Source organism: Streptomyces calidiresistens (assembly GCF_014141525.1).
In the GTDB taxonomy this organism is placed as follows: Bacteria; Actinomycetota; Actinomycetes; order Streptomycetales; family Streptomycetaceae; genus Streptomyces; species Streptomyces calidiresistens.
The window spans coordinates 1-2269 of record NZ_VKHS01000828.1; the positions used below are offsets into that span (position 1 = coordinate 1).

Consider the following 2269-nt stretch of genomic DNA (forward strand, 5'->3'; position numbering starts at 1 on the left):
CGCTCCACCACCGGAACGTCCCCCACCGGAACGGGCCCCACCGGAACGCCCGCGACGACCGCGGGACGAGGAGTTCACGGCCCCGCCGGCCCGGGGCCGCTCCGGCGCCGGGGCGGGGATGACGACCGGCACCCCGGAGGGCTCCCGGGCCCCCGTGATCCGGCTCAGCTCCTCCTCGCCCGCACGCACCCGGGTGACCCGCGGCGTGATGCCCGCCGTCGCCATCAGCCGGCTCATCTCGCGACGCTGGGCGGGCGTCACCAGGGTGACGACACTGCCGGACTCCCCGGCCCGGGCGGTGCGACCGCCCCGGTGCAGGTAGTCCTTGTGATCGTTGGGCGGATCGACGTTGACGACCAGGTCGAGGTCGTCCACGTGGATGCCGCGCGCCGCGACGTTCGTCGCCACCAGCACCGTCACGTGCCCGTTCTTGAACCCCTCCAGGGTCCGGGTGCGCTGCGGCTGGGTCCTGCCGCCGTGCAGGGCGGCGGCCCGCACCCCGTTGCTCAACAGGTGCTTGGTCAACCGGTCCACGGCGCGCTTGGTGTCCAGGAACATGATCACCCGGCCGTCCCGCGCCGCGATCTCGGTGGTGGTCCGGCGCTTGTCGTCCTCCTCGACGTGGAGCAGGTGGTGCTCCATCGTGGTGACCGCGCCCGCCGAGGGATCGACGGAGTGCACCACCGGGTCGGACAGGTAGCGGCGGACCAGCAGGTCGACGTTGCGGTCCAGGGTCGCCGAGAAGAGCATCCGCTGCCCGTCCGGACGCACCCGGTCCAGCAGCGCGGTGACCTGCGGCATGAAGCCCATGTCCGTCATCTGGTCGGCCTCGTCCAGGACGGTGATGCCGACATCGTCCAGTCGGCAGTCGCCCCGGTCGATCAGGTCCTTCAGCCGACCCGGCGTGGCGACGACCACCTCCGCGCCCGAGCGCAGGGCGTTGGCCTGCCGGCCGATCGACATCCCGCCGACGACGGTGGCCGACCGCAGGTGCAGGGCGCGCGCGTACGGGGCGAGGGCGTCGGTGACCTGCTGGGCCAACTCACGGGTGGGCACCAGGACCAGGCTCAGCGGCCGACGCGGCTCGGCACGACGACCGGCCGTGCGGGCCAGCATCGCCAGACCGAACGCGAGGGTCTTGCCCGAGCCCGTGCGACCACGGCCCAACACGTCGCGTCCCGCCAGGGAGTTGGGGAGCGTCGCCCCCTGGATGGGGAACGGCACGCTCACACCCTCCCGGGCGAGAGCGGCCAACAGGGGGGCCGGCATGTCGAGATCGGCGAAGGCCTCCACCGGCGGCAGGGCGGGCGTGACGGTCTTCGGAAGAGCGAACTCGCCCCGGGGAGCCTGCCGGGGGGCGGAACTCCGGGAGCGACGCGGGGGGCCGGAGCGGCGGGAGGCGTCTCCCCCGAAACGGGCGGCGCCCCGGCCCGCGCCGGAGCCACCGGTCCCCGATCCGGCGGCGAAGCCGCGGCCGGAACGGTCGTACGTGCGTGTGCGGTTCATACGGAACCTTCCTTGATGCGGCGCGTACCAAGGAATTCCCGCAGCACACGAGTGGCGCAGAGAATCGCAGGAACGAGCCGGGATGATGGATCCGGAGCGGCCACCCGATGTTCCGGGAAACCGATGCGTTCGCATCGCTTTCCCGACGGTCGGAGGCGTCGAATGGGCGACGGAAGCAACCCGTCGAATCCCCGGAATCCCGAAAACAGCGAGCCGGGGCCCGCACCCCAAGGTGCGGGCCCCGGCCGCGATGTACGCGTGAGCGTCGAGCGCGTCAGGCCGGAACGATGTTCTCGGCGGTCGGGCCCTTCTGGCCCTGCGCGATCTCGAAGGTCACCTTCTGGCCCTCGAGCAGCTCACGGAAGCCCTGGGCGGCGATGTTCGAGTAGTGGGCGAAGACGTCGGGGCCGCCGCCGTCCTGCTCGATGAAGCCGAAGCCCTTTTCCGAGTTGAACCACTTCACGGTACCGGAAGCCATAATGAATCTCCTTCAGGACGGTGCTCGGAGCCCACACCTCGTGAACTCCGGTCGCCGTGATGATCACCCCGTCGGAAAAACCTTCAGGCAACCACTACTGCAACTGGGAACGACACTAGCACGCCCTCCACCGCCGCCTGCGACGAAATATTTTCCGACCGTCACCGATCCGGGGAATATTCATCGCCCGCCGAACCCATTTCTCACTTCGCCGGCACAGGTATGCCCCGGCCCCGGCCACAGCGTTGCTCATGCCGGGCGACCCCGCACCGCCCCGACCTCCCC

Annotated in this window: 2 protein-coding genes; both read right to left on the reverse strand. The window is 71.0% G+C overall.

Features of this window, described 5'->3' with window-relative positions:
- Positions 1-1506 (reverse strand): DEAD/DEAH box helicase (locus FOE67_RS23190; RefSeq protein WP_182666789.1); only part of this gene is annotated, 1506 nt, incomplete at its 3' end.
- Positions 1507-1780: 274 nt separating this feature from the next.
- Positions 1781-1984 (reverse strand): cold-shock protein, encoded by a 204-nt coding sequence (locus tag FOE67_RS23195; protein ID WP_182666790.1) that lies wholly within the window; start codon positions 1982-1984, stop codon positions 1781-1783.
- Positions 1985-2269: the final 285 nt, after the last annotated feature.